Genomic DNA, 16,492 nt, shown 5'->3' on the forward strand with positions numbered 1-16,492 from the left:
GCTCTCCGCTACAATCAACAGTATCTTCCAACTATCAAATGAGGTAATGGAAATGATGATGAAGAATCAAATCAAAGAACGTGAACTGATGGAGATGCTTACAATCTAACTGTTATTTCCGCAATACCATCTGGTCCGTAAATTAGAGGCAGCAATTGATTTTTCCTTCATTTATCCATTGGTTGCAGATCTATATTCCCTATTTGGGAGACCCAGCATAGATCCAGTTGTACTCAATAAAATGTCATTCAATACTCTAAGGCATCTTCGGGTTGTCCATCCCACACCTTACTTCTTCTAAGCATCTGCAAAAACGAGTTCAATTGTCTCTTTACATTTCCATAGACTTCTTTGATTTCATATCGGTGTCTCAAGTCTTCTGATACATCTAGTTATTCATACCAACTGGACATGGAGCACTCCGATTGTATTCTTTGATTGAATGATGTAAATGTGTCAAAGGACGTTCAGTTGAATGAAGTGAAGGACGGCGACTCCTGGGGATCAGCGCAGCGCGAAGACCCCGCAGTAGCGAAGCAACGAGGAGGCTGAGGGCAAGCCCCCGGAAAGCGCCCGTCCGGAACGGAGATCAACGGCCTGTTATCCTTCATTTTCAGAGTCAACGATGCCAAAAGACAAAAGGGATTGAAATCAAATCGATTTCCATCCCTTTTGTATACAGTCTGAGAACCTTCCAAACAGGAAGGTTCTTTTTTTATGGTTGAGCGCACATCCACTTGGTCAAATCCCTAACAATTTGTGCATTGTGCCACGATGGGAAGTGATGGGTATAGTCTTGGAAATACCAGGTTTCATAGGTTTTCTGATGTTCTCGAAGTGAGTCCTCTAGCATGATAGCTTGTTCAAATGATACGTTTTCGTCTTTCATGCCGTGGATGATGAGTACGGGTGCGTTAATCTCGTCCACTCTGAACAGTGCCGTTCGTTCTCGGTATGCATCTGGTGCACTATTAGGTGAGCCGCCTATTACACGTTTCATCATCCGACGCATATCTTCTCGCTCCTTATACGTAAAGACAACATCCGATACACCTGCCCAGTGGACGGTGGACGTAATATCATCCCGTAAAATGGCAGTCCAGAGCGCCATGATACCGCCCCTTGAGAACGAAAACAAATGAACCCGTCCTTCTTTCCATTTAGGACTTTGCTTTAAAACATCGACCGCATTTACCGCGTCTTGAAGGTCCGCACCCGCAAATTCATCGCGCCCTTCTCCACCACGATTTCCGCGATAATAAGGAGCAAATACGACAAACCCCTGGCTTGCGAACTGTGCAATGCGTGCAGGACGCGCCATCCCAACGTGCTGGATGCCTCCCCTCATATAAATGAGCCCTTCGTAGCTTCCTGCTTCTCTCGGTTCAGCAAGCATCCCTTTTACTTTTAACCCGTCAGAGAAATATGTGATTTCAGTGAGGTCTACCAATGGATTCGGTGATGGATAAGCTCTCTTCGAAATGATCTGAGCATTAGTGTACATGCTGCTCGACCCAACTTCTAAGTTCACTCATCCCTTTATCTTTCATATGGAAGCTTAGGGTATCGCATTCATCTAATTGTACTCCAGTTAACCAAAGAGCACCGTCCGTTTCAAAACGTTCTGCGTCTTCATCAATATCGACAACATCCGCTGTAAATACTGCTTTGCAAAATGGAGGTTCAGTATATACGACGTACTCAGCAAATTTCACTAAATTCTTAACGGTTACCCCTGTTTCTTCCATTACTTCTCGGATTGCAGCGTCTTCAATCGTTTCACCGTGTTCGGCTTTGCCCCCTGGAAACTCCACTCCACGTATCTTATGAGTAGTCAGCAGCCACTTACCTTCGTGCTTAAGCACAACAAGTACGTGACGAGCTTCTAATTCTTGTTCCCCAAAAACGAGCTCCACGCGGCTTCCTTTTAGGTCGTCAAATGTTAACATCACTATGCACACCCTATCTAGCTGATCCCCCACTTACATGTTTCCAGCACCTTTATAATTCACAACTGGCTGTCTGAAAAATGGTAGCTGTTCAATGAATGCCTTGGATTCATCATCCGTGAATTCATGGATTAGCGCATACATTTTGTATAATCGTAAGTCGACTTTGTGATTATCCCGATCATAATGATAAGGCACGTATGGTAAATGGGATCTCAGAAAGTTTGTAAATTCCAATTCATGCGTTTGGTCAAACAAGTGATGAAAAACTTCAATGTACTCCTTTGGAATATTCACTACATATTCATAAGGTGAATCGAATTTATGGATATTGATTTGTTGATGAGCGACTGATACATACATTGTAAATTTTCCATCTGCCAAAGTAATCCCAACCTTTTTTAAAGTAGTATGGACCACTTAGGCATGAGTATGTGCATGTGTTTTCTGCAAGTTTAAATTAGCTACTTTTTCAACAGCATCCGCTACGTTTTGATGGACATTTGGGTCTAATGGATGTGGCACGAGATCCCCGTGTTTCGTTGAATCCACAATCGCAAGTGCAGCTGCAATAAGCATTTCATACGTAATCTTAGTCGTTTTTGCATTTAATGCCCCGCGGAAAATCCCTGGGAATCCAAGAACATTATTCACAAGTCTTCCATCTGCCGCAAAAGCAGCACCTGCTTCAAGCGCAATTTCAGGTTGAATTTCAGCATGTGGATTCGATAGTGCTAAAATAATTTGACCCGGACGAACCATTTCCGGTTTGATCAACCCTTGTACGCCCGTTGTTGCAATAATGATATCACTTGTCGCCATAATCTCTTCCAACGAGTTAGCAGTTGAACCACCGTATTTCACAAGGCGTTCTAACGCTTGTTCATTCATGTCAATACCTTGCATCTTCTTAACACCATAGGCCATCATCATTCGACTGATTGCAAGTCCAGCTGCGCCCAATCCGATTTGACCTACTACGGAGTCTTCTAATTTAACCCCTGCTTGGCGACAAGCAGAAAGGGTTGAAGCGAGAGCAACGACCGCAGTTCCGTGCTGATCATCGTGCATAACAGGAATATCGAGCTCGGCCTTCAAACGTTCTTCGATTTCGAAGCAATGAGGCGAACCGATGTCTTCTAACAGAATCCCACCAAATCCTTGATGGATATGTTTCACGGTTTCTACCACCTGATCAGGGTCACTTGTATCAAGTAAAATTGGAATACCGCTAATACCCGCAAACTGGTCGAACAATACTGCTTTCCCTTCCATCACTGGCATCCCTGCGACAGGTCCGATATTTCCCAATCCTAAAATAGCTGTTCCATCAGTTACAATCGCCACAGTATTTGATATACCTGTGAAAAACTGTGCTTGCTGTGGGTCTTTTTCAATCACCTTACACACATTCGCTACCCCCGGCGTATAAACACGACGTAAATCGCCAAGCGAACGGATTTCAACTTTGCCTTTCATATGTATCTTTCCACCTTCATGCGCGCGCAGCACATCATCGGAAATCGCCTGTACTTGAATCTCATCACCGATTGCATTGATAGCCTCAACAATTTTCTCCAATTGCTCGACGTCGTTACATTGGACAGAAACATCACGGATTGTAGTCAATGTACCGACTTTTATAGTTTGGATATCACCTATATCACCTTCAAGTTGGCCAATCGCATACGCAACTTTCGCGAAGTTACCAGGTTTTGAAGGGGTTTCAATTATCAAATTCCGTAAATAGGGTGTATTTGTCATACTAATTTCTCCTTTTTCTGAATCGAATATTCACAGTTTAGTCACAGACCTATTTTACACATCAACAATCAGTTGTTCAATGAAATAGAAAAAACAATGCATCCTCCCTAAGTGGAAGGATGCATTGTCAGTTAAGCTTTGATATCTACTGCTGAGCCTTTAAAAGGATGAGCGGCATCAGGCAAAGATTGTAACATTTCAGTCGCTGCAGATGCATTTGTAGTCATTGCTTTGTCCAAAATCGATAATTGTACAGTCGATTGAAGACTCCGCAATTGGCTAGACATGATGGATGAAATATCCAAAACAATCAGCTCCTCTCCTTCTATTTATCGGCCAGACTAGATGGTCATGAAGGATTATCTCTTAATTGTTATCTTCACCAAGGAATGCATTCAACATCCATTGGTGTTTTTCAATACCTTGATAGATTGCATTTAACAAATCCTCGGTCATGAAGTCGCCAGCATCTCCAGCTAATTTCATGCCCGTTTTCAATGATTTCATGATCTTATCGAAGTCATCTACAATTGTTGCAACCATTTGCTCCGCTTTTTCACTACCATTCGCTTCTTTTACAACAGAATCTGTAAGATGCTCAGACATCGTGGCAGTCGGTTTGCCGCCAAGAGTCAGAACGCGTTCAGCGATATCGTCCATATGTTGTGTAGCTTCGTCATAGAGTTCTTCAAATTTAGCGTGCAATGTGAAGAACTGCTTTCCTTTTACATACCAGTGATAGTTATGCAATTTTGTATACATGACTGACCAGGTGGATACTTGTGTGTTCAATTCTTTGATTAATTCTGCTGACATAAAAAACGACCTCTTTTCCAGGAATTTAGTCAAGTACGTCTCTCTGTTATTTTACCACGTAACGGTTTAAACTAAACGTACAATACGTTAGGAGCGGTTTACATGAAAAAGATTGTCCTGTTGCTCATTCGCTTTTATCAAAAAATGATTTCTCCACTAACTCCGCCATCTTGTAGATTCTATCCTACCTGCTCACATTATGGAGTGGAAGCAGTCGAAACGCATGGTGTCATTAAAGGCTTGTGGCTTACTATTGTCCGGATTTCAAAGTGCCATCCTTTCCATAAAGGTGGATTTGACCCTGTTCCCGCCAAGAAAGAAAAAGTCTAATAACTCTTTCAGTTGTCAAGTGCTTCTCCATTTAGTATGATGAAGAAGTACTTTTTAAATCGTAATGATTACGCATTGGAGGATTTAGCCAGATGACACGCAAACGAATACTAATAGGACTTCTCCTTCTCACACTCGTACTTGGGGCTTGTGGGAAAAAAGATGATTCGAATGGAAGTAAATCAGAAAATGGAAAACTCGACGTCTATACTACAGTTTATCCCCTACAATATTTTACAGAACGAATTGGTGGAGACACAGTTTCTGTAAAATCGATTTACCCAGCAGGAACCGATGAGCACTCTTTCGATCCGACTCAAAAAGAAATGATGAAACTGGCAGATGCAGATCTGTTTTTCTATGTGGGGCTTGGACTTGAAGGTTTTGTGGAAAATGCAGAAAAAACATTAAAAAATCAACACGTCACATTACTTCCTACTGGTGATCATATCGATCCCTCCAAGCTAATGGGAGGTCATCATCATGATTCGGATGGTGACGAACACAGGCACGAACATGAAGGGGAACGCCATTCAGAGGGCAATACCGATCCCCACGTATGGATTTCTCCTGTTCTGAGCATGGATTTAGCTAAAGCAGTTCGAGATGGGCTTACAGAGCAAGCTCCAGAGAACAAAGAACTGTATGAGAAGAACTTCGAAGCATTGAAAAGCGATTTAGAATCATTGGATAAAGAATTTGCAACCATGGCAGATCAGGCCACTTCAAAAAAATTCTTTGTTTCGCATGCCGCTTTCGGCTATCTAGCTAATGAATACGGATTAGAGCAAATTTCCATTGCTGGTCTCAACACACAAAACGAGCCTTCCCAAAAGGAACTCGCGCATATTGTGGCTGAAGCGAAAGAGGATCATGTGAAAACGATTCTTTTTGAACAAAACGTGAGCTCTAAACTGACTAAAGTAGTCCAAAATGAAATTGGTGCAGACTCCGCCATTCTTCATAATTTGTCTGTACTAACAAAAGAAGATATTGCCAACGAAGAGGATTATTTTTCTTTGATGAAACGCAATATTCAAGTGTTGTCTGAAGCACTTAATTAAAAAGCTAGAGGTTGGAAGGGAAATATTGTCCCCTTCCTCCCCTAGCTTTTTTAATTATCCATAGTTAACCTTTCGCGAAGTTCCTTCCTCATTAATTTGTTCGATGCGTTTCGAGGTAATTCATCGACAAATTGAAAGGCTTTCGGAACTTTATAAGACGCTAGCCTATTTTGGCAAAACTCGCGTAGGCTCTCAACTGGAATCGGTGATCGCAGAACGATAAACGCTGCGGGAACTGCTCCCCATTCGTCGCTTTGCATCGCACACACGCCTGCCTCCAACACTTCTGGGTGCTCCACAAGCACCGACTCTATCTCAGCAGGATAGATGTTCTCCCCACCTGAAATGATTAGGTCAGACCGTCGATCTGAGACAAACAAAAAGCCTTCTTCATCGAAGTACCCGATATCCCCAGAATGCAGCCAGCCATTTTGCAATGCTTGAGTGCTCGTATTCTTTCCTATATATCCTTTAGTGACGTGCGGACCCTTAATGAGAATTTCCCCTTTAACAAATGGCTCTTTTGCTCCGTCAATTTGGATATCTGTGAAAAATAACGGTTTTCCTGCTGATCCTGGCTTTCGTAATGCATCTTCAGCGGAAAGCGTTGCTGTCTGTGAGCTAGTTTCTGTCATACCGTACGTTTGTAATACAGGGAGTCCACATTGTTCTGCACGCTTTAAATAGCTAACAGGAACGGGACCGCCACCCGCAAGAAGTGTGCGGAATTTCGGATGTACAGACAACTTGTCGTTTTCAATAACTGTTAGTAACCGTTCGAGTGTGACTGCCACAACAGACATTCCCGACACACGTCCGTTACTAATTTCATCAGCCGCTACTGCAGCATCAAATTTTTCAAACAACCTCACTTCGGAGCCATACAAAACGGCTCTCGCTAAAATAGAGAAGCCACTAATATGAAAAAGGGGCATCATGTGGAGCCATGCATCTCCATCATGCAGGCCGCTGTTCAAAACAGCAGATAGCGCACTTGATGTATGATTTTCTGCAGTTTGACGAACTCCCTTTGGAAATCCTGTCGTTCCCGATGTGTACATAATCGTTAGCGTCCGATCTTCTTCCCACACCTGCTCCAGTTGCAAAGATTTTGGCTCCAGCTTAAGAAATTCATCATAAACAATACTCCGGCAAACCTGCTGTTCGGCTACTTTGCGAAAAGCTTCTTCACAGATGAGCAATTTCGTTTGTGAATCTTTCAGCTGATACTCAATTTCCTCTGCTGTCAGCCTTGCGTTCAGCATCACCATTTCTACCCCTGCAAGCAGACAGCCATGGATTAGCAGCGCCATCTCGGCAGACGTTCCTCCAAGTAAGGCAATACGGCTCCCTCGTTCAAGTCCAAGTGAACGTAGTTTCCCTGCTCTGTCCAATGCCTCTTCTTTCAGATGAAGATAAGACCATGTTCGACCTTGAAAAGTCAATGCAGGTGCATGGGGCGTCAATGCAGCACGTTTTAATAACCAATTGGGAATCATATTGTGCCTCCTTTCCATAAAGAAAAAACTGCCCAATAGGCAGTCTTTTCGTTTGATGATCATTAAGGGAATCGTGGGAATTGACCGAAGTCCGGCTTACGCTTTTCTTTGAACGCATCGCGGCCTTCTTTCGCTTCGTCTGATGTGTAGTACAACAATGTAGCGTCGCCAGCCAATTGCTGAAGTCCTGCTAATCCATCTGTATCCGCATTCATCGCTGCTTTCAAGAAACGAAGTGCAGTTGGGCTCATGGATAGCATTTCTTCACACCATTGAACGGTTTCATCTTCAAGTTGCTCGTAAGGAACAACTGTATTAACTAATCCCATATCTAATGCATCTTGTGCATTGTATTGACGGCACAAGTACCAAATTTCACGTGCTTTCTTATGTCCGATAATACGTGCGAGGTAACCTGACCCGTATCCAGCATCGAACGAACCTACTTTAGGTCCTGTTTGGCCAAAGATCGCATTGTCTGCAGCAATCGTTAAGTCACATACGACATGAAGTACGTGGCCTCCGCCAATTGCGTAGCCCGCAACCATAGCAACAACTGGCTTTGGAATAACACGAATCAGACGCTGTAGGTCAAGTACGTTCAAACGTGGAATTTCGTCATCACCAACGTATCCGCCATGACCGCGTACTTTCTGGTCTCCACCAGAACAGAATGCTTTTTCGCCTTCTCCTGTTAAAACGATGACTCCGATACTTTCGTCGTCACGTGCACGAGAAAAAGCATCAATCATTTCCATTACCGTTTTTGGACGGAATGCATTTCGTACTTCTGGACGATTGATCGTCACTTTCGCAATGCCATTGTACTTTTCATACTTAATATCTTCGTATGTATGAAGTGTTTCCCATTGTCGTGTCATGGTTGTCCTCCTAGAAATCATTTTTGTTTTACAATCTCATCTATTATTGTAGCAAATTCTTCAGGTTTTTCCACGTGGATTGCATGCCCTGCATTTTCCACAGAGAAATGTTGGACGTTTGGCAGTAAGTTCTTCATTTCCAAAGCAATCGTTTCAAACTTTGAATCGAGGGATCCCGTAACAAGAATAACAGGATACATCTGCTTAGAAAGCACTTCCCAGTAAGAAGGCTGGCTACCTGTCCCGATACCAATCAGACTGTTTGCTAAGCCTTGAGGCTCTTGACTCAGCCGTTCCTTGCGCACTTCTTCTATTTGTTCTGCTGACATGGACTTCTGAGTGTCGAACAAGGCTAGGTTCTCCCAGAAATCTACGAAATCCACGAAAGGTTCGTGCAGAAGTCGCTTCGCTAATTTAGCATCCCGTTGCTTTCGTTCAGAACGCTCTGCTTCCGTTTTAAGGCCGGGCGAAGCACTCTCCAGGACTAGTTGTTGAATCCGCTTAGGGAAAGATGTCGCGTACCCTAACGCCGTTCGACCGCCCATGGAATAGCCGACTAATGTGAACTTTGTTAGCTCCAATTGGTTGAACAATTGCTCTAGATCTTCAGTCTGTCTCTCCATTGAATAGTCGGCACTGTTCTCAGGTTTGTCTGAAAACCCATGTCCCCACAGATCGATTGCAACAGCGTGAACCTTCCCTTCAAGAAGTGACCTGATTGTGCGCCACGTAGCTATGCTACCCGTAAATCCATGAAGGAATACCACAACTGGAAGAGAAGGATCACCGTTACGTTGCACATGCATTGTATGGCCATTGACTGTAATCCGCTCAGAACCCATTACGTTCGAGCTCCTCTCCTATCGCACTCCATAATTCACGATGTGCCTGCACATTTTGGTCTCGAACTGAAATCATCTCGATGATCCGCAGAGGAGATGTCTTCTCTTCCGCTAATTGACCTTCCAGCTGTTCTATTGATGAAACCGAATCATATTGAATGCCATACATCTCTGCAATCGGTGCAAATGTCAAACCGGTTGGCGTTCCAAAGAGTTGTTCAAAATGATTTGGAATCGATGCTTGAGGCAAGTAAGAGAAAATGCCGCCACCATCATTATTGCTCACAATAATGGTTAAATCCATCGTCTGCATGCGAGAGATCAGTAACCCATTCACATCATGCATGAACGACAAATCTCCAATTAGAAGCCAAGCCGGTCGCTTCCGGGCTGTTTGAATACCGAGAGCCGTCGAAACAACTCCATCAATCCCGTTAGCTCCGCGATTTGAAAAGATCTCGATATCCTTGTCCGTCTTGCGGAAATAGGTGTCTAAATCCCGAATCGGCATACTACTCCCACTAATCAGGTCACTACCATTTGGTAACGAAGCTAGTAACGTGCGAACATAGTCACCCTCATGAACGTCCTCACTCTGATAACGCGCAGTCATTTCTCCAGCGAGTTCGTTTGCTTTACTCCATACCTCAGTATAAGATGCCTCTTGATGAGCGGTAGCCTCAACAGACAGTACTTCGATCGCACTCACTTGCAAATGGTGCGTTGCAATACCGAGCGGATCACGGAAAATTGGGGATTCATCCACAACAATAAATGTTTGTGGTCGGACCTTCTTCAAAAATAACGTTAACGGTTTAGAAACAGGTTGTGGCCCAATTCGAATGACCGCATCAGGTTCTGCTTGAGCTGCAAAGGATTCGTTTTTTAGCAATGCATCGTAAGCGTCAATGCATAAATGACGACAATCATCTGGAACTTCAGATCGCAAATTGGATAACGGATCGCAAATTACCGGCCAATTCATGCTCTTCGCGAATTTCCAAACCTGTTTTTTATCAAATCCTGGAAGACATTCCCCTACGACTAGAACTCCACGTGCTGCGGAACCGATTAGGTCACTCACCTGATTCTTCTGCTCAGTTGTCAGTGACGTATGACCAGCAATCCGCTCCATGAACGTAACTGTCGGTAGTTCTTGCTCGAAATCGATTAACAACGGCTCCCGGAATGGGGCATTTAGATGGACCGGCCCCTTAGGTTCAGTGACTGCTATGCCTATAGCACGAGCAATTTGTCGATCTAAAAAGTCATCGACTGTAGCCGAATTCTCAGGTATAGGTAGATCCACGTCATATTTAACGTGCGGACCAAACATCCCCATTTGACGAATAGCTTGTGGTGCACCGACATCACGTAATTCGTGTGGTCGATCCGCTGTGATTACAATCAGTGGGACCCGAGCATAATACGCTTCTGTTACTGCTGGATGATAGTTAGATGCGGCTGTGCCTGATGTACATAACAAAACAACTGGTATCTGCGTCGCTTTCGCTAACCCAAGTGCGAAGAATCCAGCAGAACGTTCGTCTACGTGCAAGTGGACATCTACTTGTTCTGTGGAAGCGAGCGCGTATGCAAGTGGAGTTGAACGCGATCCCGGACTTATGACCGCATGCATTACTCCCATTTTGACAAGACCCTCTGCCATTCTTCTCACATGATTCGTTAACGTTTTACGATTATCCATTTAGCGAACCTCCAAGTGCACGTAACATCGGTCTGAATTTCACCCAGGTCTCTTCGTATTCCTGAGAGGGTTCCGAGTCTGCAACAATCCCTCCGCCAGCATATAACCATGCGTTCTTCTGTTCCAGTAATGCCGAACGTATAGCCACCGCAAATTCACCGTTTCCAGATACATCTGTCCAGCCAACCGGAGCAGCGTAATATCCCCGATCGAGATCTTCTTCCTGACGAATCAGTTTCCTAGCGACCGGTGTTGGAACACCCCCAAGCGCAGGAGTCGGATGAAGTGCTTTTACGAATTGGAAGATACTACTTTCAGCTCCCAATTGACCTTGAACCGGTGTATGCAAATGTTGGATGTCTCGAACTTTCATCAACTTAGGTCGTGTTGCAGCTGTATAGGAAGCACAGAGCAAGTCGAATACGCCAGTAATCATATCGACCACGTATTGGTGTTCTTCTCTGTTCTTTTTGTCTCCGAGCAATTCATTTCCTAATTGCTGATCCTCGTCTGCATTGCTTCCCCGCTTAATGGATCCAGCAACACATGCAGAAAAAGCTTGTCCGTCTTTTATTTCGATCAGCCGTTCAGGAGTGGCACCGAAAAAGAACTGTGAACCATTCTCAAGCCCAAAATTGTAACTGTCCCGTTGTTCGTTAGCAACAGATTGAAGTGCAGCTACCGGTGGAATCGGTTGCTCAAATTGCAGAGCCAATTTCCGAGCGATGACTACTTTTTCAGCTTCCCCCATTTGAATCTTCTCTGTAATTCGTTGAACAGCTTTTAAATAGTGCTCTTTACGAAGTTCCTCCATCGATACCAGCAATGGCTTTTCTGTTGATACAGATTCCTGCACTTGTGCCATATGGATAAGTTGGTCACGTTGCTTGCGAAGCGCTTCAAACTGGAGAGCCGTTTCAGTTTCCTCAGAGATTAAATTTATCGCAACTAGGGTTTTTCCATTTTCTATCTTCAACTGGAATGTAGGCACAGCAAAAAGAGCATTCGGGAAATTTTCCCACTCTGAAGGAATGGATGAGTGTTTTTCCTCAAAAGAAAATCCTCCGAACAACACAGGATCCATATCTTTGTCTTCTTTAATAAGTGCATCACAATAGTGTTTCCATTTGGATTCAATCGTATCAAAGCGATCAGTTCCAGGTTCATCTGTTATCGTCAACGCATGTCCAATTCCGACAAGCGTCATCGTTTTAGATGCATTTTCCCAATAAAAACGATGAGAATCATGGATAAACGCCCCTGCCTCAAAAAAAGACAGCGGTGATATTCCGCCCGCCTCAATAGTTTCTGTAAAGAAGCGGACATGCGGCATAGCTGCCGTTTTTTCTCGGCTAGGCAAGTCCGTAAGCTTCCGATTCATAGTATTCTCTCCTCATGTGGCAAACTCTTGGTGCCAATTCTATATCCATTATACCGGAAATCGGGCTACTGCGCATTTTTAAGAACCTGAAGGATTCCGTATTTGTGCCGAATAGAGTACAATAAGACTTGCATGTTTAAACGAAGGAGAGAACGAAATGCAAGATACTATTAAGATTGAAACTGGTTGGAGAATGTGGTGGCAGCTAACTCGTCCACATACATTGACTGCAGCTTTTGCTCCTGTGTTCCTTGGCACGATGCTTGCGTTGCCATTCGGACAACTAGACTTCCTGTTATTCGCTGCCATGTTACTTGCGAGTGTTTTCATTCAAATGGCTACCAATATGTTTAACGAGTACTACGATTTTAAACGTGGACTCGATACGGAAGATTCTGTCGGCATTGGCGGAACAATCGTACGCAATAAAGTAAATCCGAAGACGATTTTAAATTTGGCACTGCTCCTATATGGCGTTTCGATTCTTTTAGGTGTATATATCTGTATGCAGTCATCTTGGTGGATTGCAGTCGTCGGTTTAATTTCAATGGCTATCGGCTACTTCTACACAGGAGGACCTTATCCAATAGCGTACACTCCACTTGGTGAACTATTTTCTGGAATCGTCATGGGAATGCTGTTGGTCTTGATTGCATTCTACATACAGACTGGAACTGTGTCAGAACGCGCTGTTTTACTGTCCATCCCAAGTGTATTGCTTGTAGCTGCAATCATGATGGCAAACAACATCCGTGATTTGGAAGGCGATAAAAAAGGTGGTAGAAAAACACTAGCCATTTTGTTTGGACGACCATCTGCAATTCGCATTCAAAGTGGATTCTTTATCCTCGCATTCGCATGGATTATTGCGTTAGTTCTTTTTGGAGGATTGACACCTTGGAGTCTCCTTGTCATTCTTTGTGTAAAAAAACCCATTAACGCAATTAAAATCTTTAAAAATTTCGAGCTCCCTCTACAGGTAATGCCTGCTATGAAATACACCGCTCAAACAAATACATTCTTTTGTTTGTTACTCGCGATCGGGTTACTAATTGGGCATCTCACAACTAAATAATGACCAATTACATGAGGCTATACAGAGTCAGTGAAAACTGATTTCTGTATTAGCCTCTTTATTTGTGGGGCAAATCACATTTATCGTCAAATGGAATTCAAAAGGTTTAACAACTCCGCGAAAAAGGAAATCATTGAATTAACAGCTCAAGCACTAGTAATTTTGCTGTTCTGAATCATACTAGAACGTAAATCCATAAAGGACGTGAACGTAATGCTAACAAAAGAACAAACGACAACATTGAAAAAAGAGCTACTCCGTCTACAGGATCAGCTAACCATGACTGAAGAAAGAACCGATGTAGAAGAAAGTCCACAAGAAGAAATCGGTGAGCTGTCCACTTACGATAACCACCCTGCCGACATGGGAACGGAGTTATATGATCGCGAAAAGGACAGAGCATTGAATGTGCATGCTAGTGAAGAGCTTGAAAAGGTCCAGCATGCATTGAAAAGGATGAAAGAAGGTTCATACGGAGTATGTGAAAAATGTGGTAAAGAAATCCCCTACGAACGGTTAGAAGCAGTGCCCTACACTACCTTCTGTGTAGATGACGCTGTTCAAGATGTTCCCGACGATCGTCCTGTAGAGGACGATTTGTTGAAGATGGCTAATCCTAATACATTTTCGGATAGACAAGATGATGGGTACAGAGATCCCATCGACAGCTTTGAAGAAATCGCAAAATCCGGAACTTCAGAAACTCCTTCTGATTTTACCGGAGACCATGATGACTATGAATCGTTATACGACACTTCAATTGAAGACGGAAGTACAGAGGATATTGATGTGATCGCAACAAGTAACTTGGAGGGTGAACCTTCTGGAGTCATTCGTGGAGATACAACATTAGCGTATGAAGAGGAACTGGACGAGGAAGGACTGGAATCAGAACTAGGCGACATCCCATATCGCCGTAAAGACAGTTACATCGATAACGAATCATAAAAAAAGTTCCTAGTTGCGCTATCGCAACTAGGAACTTTTATGTATGACCCCTACGGGATTCGAACCCGTGTTACCGCCGTGAAAGGGCGGTGTCTTAACCGCTTGACCAAGGGGCCAAACAAATATGGCGGAGAAGGAGGGATTCGAACCCTCGCACCGCTTTCGCGATCTACACCCTTAGCAGGGGCGCCTCTTGAGCCACTTGAGTACTTCCCCGTAATATGGCTCCGCAGGTAGGACTCGAACCTACGACCGATCGGTTAACAGCCGATTGCTCTACCACTGAGCTACTGCGGAATAGTGGGCCTAAGTGGACTCGAACCACCGACCTCACGCTTATCAGGCGTGCGCTCTAACCAGCTGAGCTATAGGCCCAATATGGAGCGGGTGAAGGGAATCGAACCCTCATCATCAGCTTGGAAGGCTGAGGTTTTACCACTAAACTACACCCGCATAAATGGTGGCTCAGGACGGAATCGAACCGCCGACACAAGGATTTTCAGTCCTTTGCTCTACCGACTGAGCTACTGAGCCACATAGTGTTAATAGACTATGTATTAAAAGAAATGGCGGTCCCGACCGGGATCGAACCGGCGATCTCCTGCGTGACAGGCAGGCATGTTAACCGCTACACCACGGGACCATTTGGTTGCGGGGACAGGATTTGAACCTGTGACCTTCGGGTTATGAGCCCGACGAGCTACCACTGCTCCACCCCGCGATAATGATATTCAAGAAACACAACAAGTAAAAATGGAGGAGGTAGAGGGATTCGAACCCCCGCGGGTTTTGACACCCCTGTCGGTTTTCAAGACCGATCCCTTCAGCCGAACTTGGGTATACCTCCGTACGATAAAAGCAATACTGGTGGACCTTGCAGGACTCGAACCTGCGACCGGACGGTTATGAGCCGTCTGCTCTAACCAACTGAGCTAAAGGTCCTTTGGATGGCGGCAGAGGGGATCGAACCCCCGACCTCACGGGTATGAACCGTACGCTCTAGCCAGCTGAGCTACGCCGCCAAGAAATGGATTGTAATAATTTTGGTGGAGCCTAGCGGGATCGAACCGCTGACCTCCTGCGTGCAAGGCAGGCGCTCTCCCAGCTGAGCTAAGGCCCCTCTTTAAAAGATGGTCGGGAAGACAGGATTCGAACCTGCGACCCCTTGGTCCCAAACCAAGTGCTCTACCAAGCTGAGCTACTTCCCGAGTCTAAATCTAACGTTTATAAAAATGGCGCGCCCGGCAGAAGTCGAATCCACAACCTTCTGATCCGTAGTCAGACGCTCTATCCAATTGAGCTACGGGCGCATATATAATACTTATAAGTTATGCGTAGTGAATTACAGTGGAGCGGAAGACGGGATTCGAACCCGCGACCCCGACCTTGGCAAGGTCGTATTCTACCACTGAACTACTTCCGCATAGGTGATGCGGGTGAAGGGACTTGAACCCCCACGCCCGAAGGCACTAGATCCTAAGTCTAGCGCGTCTGCCAATTCCGCCACACCCGCATATTATTGTAGCTCTCAAAACATTTAAAATAAATGGTGAGCCATGCAGGATTCGAACCTGCGACCCTCTGATTAAAAGTCAGATGCTCTACCAACTGAGCTAATGGCTCGTACTAAGTGGTGCCGGCGAAAGGACTTGAACCCTCAACCTACTGATTACAAGTCAGTTGCTCTACCAGTTGAGCTACACCGGCACAAAGTATGGTGGAGGATGACGGGCTCGAACCGCCGACCCTCTGCTTGTAAGGCAGATGCTCTCCCAGCTGAGCTAATCCTCCATATATCACGCATTACTGCGCTTGCCTGGCAACGTCCTACTCTCACAGGGGGAAGCCCCCTACTACCATCGGCGCTGAAGAACTTAACTTCCGTGTTCGGTATGGGAACGGGTGTGACCTCTTCGCCATCATTACCAGACAAGTGTGCTTATCCTGTTTCAAGGACATTTACTATTATACACTATATCTTATGTAGAATGCAATACTTTTTTGAAAGAACTTTTGTTCATTCAAAACTGGATAAAACCAACATTGAAACTCAAAACAATCTAACAATTCTTTAACTTGTGCGGTCGCTTCAATCCAGCTCCGACTCCCTGATGCTCGAGATCATAAGTCGACTCGTCTACGTGGCAAAGATCGCCACTTCATCGATTCGTCTTATGCTTATCGCATCAAAACGGTCGTCTCCGCTTTTTAGGTTAAGTCCTCGATCGATTAGTA

At 44.5% G+C, this 16,492-nt stretch carries 15 protein-coding genes, 19 tRNA genes, 1 rRNA gene and 1 pseudogene; 5 read left to right on the top strand and 31 right to left on the bottom strand.

Going from position 1 to position 16,492, the window contains the following annotated elements; all coding sequences use genetic code 11:
• Positions 1–109 precede the first annotated feature (109 nt).
• Positions 110–250 (top strand): annotated as a pseudogene (locus N693_RS20080) (IS5/IS1182 family transposase); the annotation flags it as partial.
• Between the two features lie 465 nt (positions 251–715).
• Here N693_RS20080 and N693_RS0118455 read toward each other — a convergent pair.
• The 6 genes from N693_RS0118455 to N693_RS0118480 form a co-directional block, all read right to left on the bottom strand.
• A complete protein-coding gene (locus N693_RS0118455) occupies positions 716–1,504 on the bottom strand; it encodes a S9 family peptidase (protein WP_025786343.1) in 789 nt (262 codons plus the stop codon).
• Positions 1,494–1,949: an NUDIX domain-containing protein gene (locus N693_RS0118460; RefSeq protein WP_025786344.1), complete on the bottom strand. Its 456-nt coding sequence runs from the start codon at positions 1,947–1,949 to the stop codon at positions 1,494–1,496. Before N693_RS0118460 ends, N693_RS0118455 begins: the two co-directional genes overlap by 11 nt.
• Before the next feature lie 33 nt (positions 1,950–1,982).
• Positions 1,983–2,333 (bottom strand): hypothetical protein, encoded by a 351-nt coding sequence (locus tag N693_RS0118465; RefSeq protein WP_025786345.1) that lies wholly within the window; start codon positions 2,331–2,333, stop codon positions 1,983–1,985.
• A 36-nt stretch (positions 2,334–2,369) separates the two neighbouring features.
• Positions 2,370–3,713 carry an NAD-dependent malic enzyme gene (locus N693_RS0118470; RefSeq protein ID WP_025786346.1) on the bottom strand — a complete coding sequence of 448 codons (1,344 nt, stop codon included), beginning with the start codon at positions 3,711–3,713 and terminating at the stop codon, positions 2,370–2,372.
• Between the two features lie 131 nt (positions 3,714–3,844).
• Positions 3,845–4,018 carry a putative motility protein gene (locus tag N693_RS20085; RefSeq protein ID WP_081760290.1) on the bottom strand — a complete coding sequence of 58 codons (174 nt, stop codon included), beginning with the start codon at positions 4,016–4,018 and terminating at the stop codon, positions 3,845–3,847.
• 61 nt (positions 4,019–4,079) lie between these two features.
• Positions 4,080–4,529: a Dps family protein gene (locus N693_RS0118480; protein ID WP_025786347.1), complete on the bottom strand. Its 450-nt coding sequence runs from the start codon at positions 4,527–4,529 to the stop codon at positions 4,080–4,082.
• Positions 4,530–4,631: 102 nt separating this feature from the next.
• Between N693_RS0118480 and yidD the strand changes: the two genes are divergently transcribed.
• Both yidD and N693_RS0118490 read left to right on the top strand, forming a co-directional pair.
• Positions 4,632–4,859 carry a membrane protein insertion efficiency factor YidD gene (yidD, locus tag N693_RS0118485; protein ID WP_025786348.1) on the top strand — a complete coding sequence of 76 codons (228 nt, stop codon included), beginning with the start codon at positions 4,632–4,634 and terminating at the stop codon, positions 4,857–4,859.
• Between the two features lie 92 nt (positions 4,860–4,951).
• On the top strand, positions 4,952–5,923 hold the full coding sequence (locus N693_RS0118490; RefSeq protein WP_025786349.1) for a metal ABC transporter solute-binding protein, Zn/Mn family: 972 nt from the start codon (positions 4,952–4,954) through the stop codon (positions 5,921–5,923).
• Positions 5,924–5,973: 50 nt separating this feature from the next.
• On the opposite strand, the gene N693_RS0118495 is transcribed toward N693_RS0118490, so the two are convergent.
• The 5 genes from N693_RS0118495 to N693_RS0118515 all read right to left on the bottom strand — a co-directional run bounded on the left by N693_RS0118495 (position 5,974) and on the right by N693_RS0118515 (position 12,234).
• Positions 5,974–7,422: an o-succinylbenzoate--CoA ligase gene (locus N693_RS0118495; RefSeq protein WP_025786350.1), complete on the bottom strand. Its 1,449-nt coding sequence runs from the start codon at positions 7,420–7,422 to the stop codon at positions 5,974–5,976.
• 62 nt (positions 7,423–7,484) lie between these two features.
• Positions 7,485–8,303 carry a 1,4-dihydroxy-2-naphthoyl-CoA synthase gene (gene menB / locus N693_RS0118500; RefSeq protein WP_025786351.1) on the bottom strand — a complete coding sequence of 273 codons (819 nt, stop codon included), beginning with the start codon at positions 8,301–8,303 and terminating at the stop codon, positions 7,485–7,487.
• Positions 8,304–8,320: 17 nt separating this feature from the next.
• The gene (menH, locus tag N693_RS0118505; RefSeq protein WP_025786352.1) at positions 8,321–9,145 is read right to left on the bottom strand and encodes a 2-succinyl-6-hydroxy-2,4-cyclohexadiene-1-carboxylate synthase; all 825 of its coding nucleotides are present in this window, start codon (positions 9,143–9,145) and stop codon (positions 8,321–8,323) included.
• Complete coding sequence (gene menD, locus N693_RS0118510) at positions 9,135–10,853, bottom strand: 2-succinyl-5-enolpyruvyl-6-hydroxy-3-cyclohexene-1-carboxylic-acid synthase (protein ID WP_025786353.1); 1,719 nt, start codon at positions 10,851–10,853, stop codon at positions 9,135–9,137. The genes menH and menD overlap by 11 nt, the downstream gene beginning before the upstream one ends.
• A complete protein-coding gene (locus N693_RS0118515) occupies positions 10,846–12,234 on the bottom strand; it encodes an isochorismate synthase MenF (RefSeq protein ID WP_025786354.1) in 1,389 nt (462 codons plus the stop codon). The genes menD and N693_RS0118515 overlap by 8 nt, the downstream gene beginning before the upstream one ends.
• Before the next feature lie 157 nt (positions 12,235–12,391).
• Between N693_RS0118515 and N693_RS0118520 the strand changes: the two genes are divergently transcribed.
• Complete coding sequence (locus tag N693_RS0118520; protein WP_025786355.1) at positions 12,392–13,309, top strand: 1,4-dihydroxy-2-naphthoate polyprenyltransferase; 918 nt, start codon at positions 12,392–12,394, stop codon at positions 13,307–13,309.
• 213 nt (positions 13,310–13,522) lie between these two features.
• Complete coding sequence (locus N693_RS0118525) at positions 13,523–14,257, top strand: TraR/DksA C4-type zinc finger protein (protein WP_025786356.1); 735 nt, start codon at positions 13,523–13,525, stop codon at positions 14,255–14,257.
• A 44-nt stretch (positions 14,258–14,301) separates the two neighbouring features.
• On the opposite strand, the gene N693_RS0118530 is transcribed toward N693_RS0118525, so the two are convergent.
• The 20 genes from N693_RS0118530 to rrf all read right to left on the bottom strand — a co-directional run bounded on the left by N693_RS0118530 (position 14,302) and on the right by rrf (position 16,187).
• Positions 14,302–14,373 (bottom strand) — tRNA-Glu (locus N693_RS0118530).
• Between the two features lie 9 nt (positions 14,374–14,382).
• Positions 14,383–14,473, bottom strand: a tRNA-Ser gene (locus tag N693_RS0118535).
• 6 nt (positions 14,474–14,479) lie between these two features.
• Positions 14,480–14,554: transfer RNA gene (locus tag N693_RS0118540), tRNA-Asn, on the bottom strand.
• A 4-nt stretch (positions 14,555–14,558) separates the two neighbouring features.
• Positions 14,559–14,632 (bottom strand) — tRNA-Ile (locus tag N693_RS0118545).
• A gap of 4 nt (positions 14,633–14,636) precedes the next feature.
• Positions 14,637–14,710: transfer RNA gene (locus N693_RS0118550), tRNA-Gly, on the bottom strand.
• 5 nt (positions 14,711–14,715) lie between these two features.
• A tRNA-Phe gene (locus N693_RS0118555) sits at positions 14,716–14,791 on the bottom strand.
• 33 nt (positions 14,792–14,824) lie between these two features.
• Positions 14,825–14,900, bottom strand: a tRNA-Asp gene (locus tag N693_RS0118560).
• 3 nt (positions 14,901–14,903) lie between these two features.
• A tRNA-Met gene (locus N693_RS0118565) sits at positions 14,904–14,978 on the bottom strand.
• Positions 14,979–15,011: 33 nt separating this feature from the next.
• Positions 15,012–15,104 (bottom strand) — tRNA-Ser (locus N693_RS0118570).
• An 18-nt stretch (positions 15,105–15,122) separates the two neighbouring features.
• Positions 15,123–15,199: transfer RNA gene (locus tag N693_RS0118575), tRNA-Ile, on the bottom strand.
• Positions 15,200–15,205: 6 nt separating this feature from the next.
• Positions 15,206–15,279, bottom strand: a tRNA-Met gene (locus N693_RS0118580).
• A 22-nt stretch (positions 15,280–15,301) separates the two neighbouring features.
• Positions 15,302–15,377 (bottom strand) — tRNA-Ala (locus tag N693_RS0118585).
• 11 nt (positions 15,378–15,388) lie between these two features.
• Positions 15,389–15,465: transfer RNA gene (locus N693_RS0118590), tRNA-Pro, on the bottom strand.
• 25 nt (positions 15,466–15,490) lie between these two features.
• A tRNA-Arg gene (locus N693_RS0118595) sits at positions 15,491–15,567 on the bottom strand.
• A 38-nt stretch (positions 15,568–15,605) separates the two neighbouring features.
• Positions 15,606–15,680: transfer RNA gene (locus tag N693_RS0118600), tRNA-Gly, on the bottom strand.
• Between the two features lie 8 nt (positions 15,681–15,688).
• Positions 15,689–15,770 (bottom strand) — tRNA-Leu (locus N693_RS0118605).
• 34 nt (positions 15,771–15,804) lie between these two features.
• Positions 15,805–15,880: transfer RNA gene (locus tag N693_RS0118610), tRNA-Lys, on the bottom strand.
• A gap of 8 nt (positions 15,881–15,888) precedes the next feature.
• Positions 15,889–15,964 (bottom strand) — tRNA-Thr (locus tag N693_RS0118615).
• 8 nt (positions 15,965–15,972) lie between these two features.
• Positions 15,973–16,048, bottom strand: a tRNA-Val gene (locus N693_RS0118620).
• A 23-nt stretch (positions 16,049–16,071) separates the two neighbouring features.
• A 5S ribosomal RNA gene (rrf, locus tag N693_RS0118625) occupies positions 16,072–16,187 on the bottom strand.
• Positions 16,188–16,492: the final 305 nt, after the last annotated feature.

Origin of the sequence: Sporosarcina sp. D27, from assembly GCF_000586555.1 — a bacterium.
In the GTDB taxonomy this organism is placed as follows: Bacteria; Bacillota; Bacilli; order Bacillales_A; family Planococcaceae; genus Sporosarcina.